Annotated in this window: 4 protein-coding genes; all 4 read right to left on the bottom strand. The window is 74.6% G+C overall.

What is annotated here, in order from left to right; translation table 11 throughout:
• Positions 1 to 80 precede the first annotated feature (80 nt).
• Positions 81 to 1,388 (bottom strand): 3-phosphoshikimate 1-carboxyvinyltransferase, encoded by a 1,308-nt coding sequence (gene aroA, locus IE260_RS40860; protein ID WP_189880996.1) that lies wholly within the window; start codon positions 1,386 to 1,388, stop codon positions 81 to 83.
• A gap of 38 nt (positions 1,389 to 1,426) precedes the next feature.
• The gene (locus tag IE260_RS40855; RefSeq protein ID WP_373303476.1) at positions 1,427 to 2,614 is read right to left on the bottom strand and encodes a prephenate dehydrogenase; all 1,188 of its coding nucleotides are present in this window, start codon (positions 2,612 to 2,614) and stop codon (positions 1,427 to 1,429) included.
• Positions 2,614 to 3,012 (bottom strand): chorismate mutase, encoded by a 399-nt coding sequence (gene aroH, locus IE260_RS40850; RefSeq protein ID WP_189880994.1) that lies wholly within the window; start codon positions 3,010 to 3,012, stop codon positions 2,614 to 2,616. Before aroH ends, IE260_RS40855 begins: the two co-directional genes overlap by 1 nt.
• The coding region (locus IE260_RS40845) for a 3-deoxy-7-phosphoheptulonate synthase (protein ID WP_189880993.1) at positions 3,009 to 3,142 on the bottom strand (134 nt) is incomplete at its 5' end. The genes aroH and IE260_RS40845, both read right to left, overlap by 4 nt.

The following is a 3,142-nucleotide window of genomic DNA, read 5'->3' as shown; positions in this document are numbered from 1 at the left end:
GGGCAGACCCTCCAGCGTCGCGACGAGTGCGGGACCGTGGGACTCCCCCGCGGTCAGCCAGCGCAACCTGCTCAACGCGCTCACCGGTCCCCGTCCGCGGCCCGGCCGGCGGTGTCGGGAAGCTCGTACGCCGGGAAGAGCCGTCGCATTTCCTCGTGGAAGCCGGGGAACGTCTTGGCCACGCAGTGCGGGTCGTCCAGCGTGACCGTCCCCGGCCTGGCGAGGCCGAGCACGGAGAACGCCATGGCGATGCGGTGGTCGCGGTGGCATGCGATGCGTGCCGGGCGTGGCTCGCCCGGCCGGACGGTGATCCGGTCCCGGCCCTGTTCGGTGTCGATGCCGCAGGCCCGCAGGTTGCGGGCGACGGCGGCGATCCGGTCGGACTCCTTCAGTCTCGCGTGTCCGATGCCGTGGACCGTGATGGGCGCGTCCGCCAGTGGGGCGATCGCCGCGAGGGTCATGAAGGTGTCGGAGATCTCGCCCATGTCGACGTCGAAGCCTCCGCGCAGGCGGCCGGTGCCCGTCACGCTCGTCGCGTCGGCGGTCACGGAGACCCGGGCCCCGGCCTTCTCCAGCACCTCCACGAACCGCAGGTCGCCTTGGAGGCTGCCCGCGGCGAGTCCCGGGACGGTGACGGTGCGTCCCGTGACCGCCGCGGCTGCGAAGACGTACGAGGCCGTGGACGCGTCCGGCTCGACCACCGGATCGGCCGGCGTGTATCCGCCCGGCTCGACCCGGAGGCCACCGTCCGGGCGCTCCTCGACGGTGGCCCCGAAGCGGCGCATCAGGGCCACCGTCATGGCGACGTAGGGGCTGCTGACCAGGGCCTCGGGGCGGACGGTCAGTCCGTTTGCCATGAGCGGCGCGGCCATCAGCAGCCCGCTGAGGTACTGACTGCTCAGCGACGAGTCCACGACCAGCCGGCCGCCGGTCAGGCCGTCCGCGCGGACCAGCAGCGGAAGTCCGTCGCCGGGGCCCGTCTCGATGTCGGCGCCGAGGCCGCGCAGCGCCTCCAGCAGGGGCCCCTGGGGCCGGGCCCTCAGTTGCGAGGAGCCGTTGAAGAGGAAGGTGCCGTGGCCGGTGGCGGCGTACGGCGGCAGGAACCTGGCCGCCGTGCCCGCGTCCGCGCACCACAGGCGTGCCCGGCCGGTCGGCCCGCGGCCGGTGCCGGTCACCTCCCAGTACTCGGCCAGGGGGCTGCTGCGCACCCGGGTGCCACAGGCCGTCAGTGCGTCCCGGAAGGCGATCGTGTCGTCACTGACGAGCGGCGCCCGCACCCTGCTGGTGCCGCGGGCCGCGGCGGCGAGCAGCACCGCGCGGTTGGTGAGGCTCTTCGACCCCGGAATGCGCGCGAGCAGCGCCGGGGCCGGGACTTCGGCTGTGGTCATGGTTCGGGATCCCCTCGGTCTTTCGGGACATGCCGGTCCTACGACACTCCGGGCAGCGAGGCCACGCGCTGCGAGGGCAGGACCTCCTGGTCCCACAGGTCGTCGACGTGGGAGGGCTGCGGCAGCGGGCGCCGGGTGGGGCGGACGGCCGCTCCCTCGACCTGCCAGCCCTGTTCGCCCAGCCGACGGCGCAGCTGCCCGGCGGTGACGGGCGGGACGGTGAACTCGGCCGTCATGCGGTCCTGGACCGGGTCGACGCGCGTGGTCACGTCCTCGGTGCCGACACCGTGATCGGTGACGGTGTCGAGGAGCCGGGCGAGTTCGCCCGGGGTCTCCCCGAGGGTCACCCGGAGCGTGGGCCCGGAGCGCCGGACGCGCGCGGGCCGGACGGCGTGCAGTCCCTCGGCCCCGCGCTCCAGCAGGTCGACCACGGCTCCCGTGCCGGGGTCCTGGGACGCGTCGTCCCGCGCCACGTCCTCCAGCGCGGTGAGCAGCTCCGCCAGGTCGTCCGCCAGCTCCCTCAGGACCCGGGCGACCGGGGCGGCGTTGCTGCGCAGGATGTCGGCCCACAGCCGGGGGTCGCCGCCGGCGATGCGGGTGGCGTCGCGCAGCCCCTGGCCGACGAGCCGGAGCGCCTCGGGCGGGCCGTGTTGCAGGCGGGCGGCCATCAGGCTCGCCACCACGTGCGGCGCGTGCGAGGTCAGGGCCACGGCCTGGTCGTGCACCTCACTGTCCATGACCAGCGGGACCGCCCCGCACAGGGCGACCAGTTCGAGTACGTGGTTGAGAGCGGTCTGCGCGGTCCGGGGCGAGGGGGTGAGGACCCACGCGCGCCCGTCGAACAGGTCGGCCCGTGCCGCCAGCGGCCCGGACTGCTCCCGTCCGGCCATGGGGTGGCCGCCCACGTAGCAGGAGGGGTCCGGCAGACCGGCGTCGGCCTGCCGGGTGGGGAGCGCCTTCACGCTCGCCACGTCGGTGTAGCTCCGGGCGAGTCCGCGCGCGTGCTGTTCGGCGAGGACGTCGGCGACCGCGCGCGGCGGAACGGCGATCACCGCCAGGTCGACCGGCCCGGTGGGGTCGGCGGTGACGCCCGCTCCGAGCGCCGCCGCGGTCCGGGCCGCCGACGTGTCCCGGTCCACGAGGTGGACGGTGATGCCGCGGCGGCTCATCGCCAGGCCGATCGACGTGCCGATCAGTCCGGTCCCGACGACGGCCAGGGTACGGATCACCGGTCCCCCCTCTCCGCCGGGCCGGCGGCGGCCCGCTGTGCGAGGTCCTTGCGCAGCACGGCGGCACCGCCGAGGTAGACGTGCCGGATGCCGGCCCGTTCCTTGTCGGTGTCGACGTGAGCCAGGATGCGCACGGTGCGCGGCAGGCCGCCCTCCACGTCGAGTTCTCGTGCGCACATCAACGGGACGTCGACCAGGCCGAGTTCCCGTGCGGCTTCCGCGGGGAAGGCGCTGACCAGGTCGGACGTGGCGGTGAACACGATGCTGACGAGGTCGTCGGGCACCAGGTCGTTGGCGGCCATGACCTCCTTGAGCAGCAGGCCGACCTGGCCGCGCAGCACGCCGGGTTCGTCCCGCTCCACCTGGATGGCGCCGCGGATGGCTCGCACCGTCATGTTCGGCTCCCGGGCTGATCGGACACCGGACGGGGGCTGCGGGACGCGAAGCCCATCTCGGCGACGAGGAAGGCCAGGTCGAGGGACTGGCTGCGGTTCAGCCGGGGGTCGCAGGCCGTCTCGTAGCGCT

Origin of the sequence: Streptomyces viridiviolaceus (assembly GCF_014650995.1) — a bacterium.
Lineage (GTDB): Bacteria > Actinomycetota > Actinomycetes > Streptomycetales > Streptomycetaceae > Streptomyces > Streptomyces viridiviolaceus.
Note: the sequence above shows the minus strand (reverse complement) of the source record. Positions and strands in the feature narration are given on the sequence as shown.

Excerpts from the sequence above, each read along its gene's own strand:
- aroH (WP_189880994.1), bottom strand. The coding sequence starts at position 3,012 with ATGACGGTGCGAGCCATCCGCGGCGCCATCCAGGTGGAGCGGGACGAA.
- aroA (WP_189880996.1), bottom strand. The coding sequence starts at position 1,388 with ATGACCACAGCCGAAGTCCCGGCCCCGGCGCTGCTCGCGCGCATTCCG.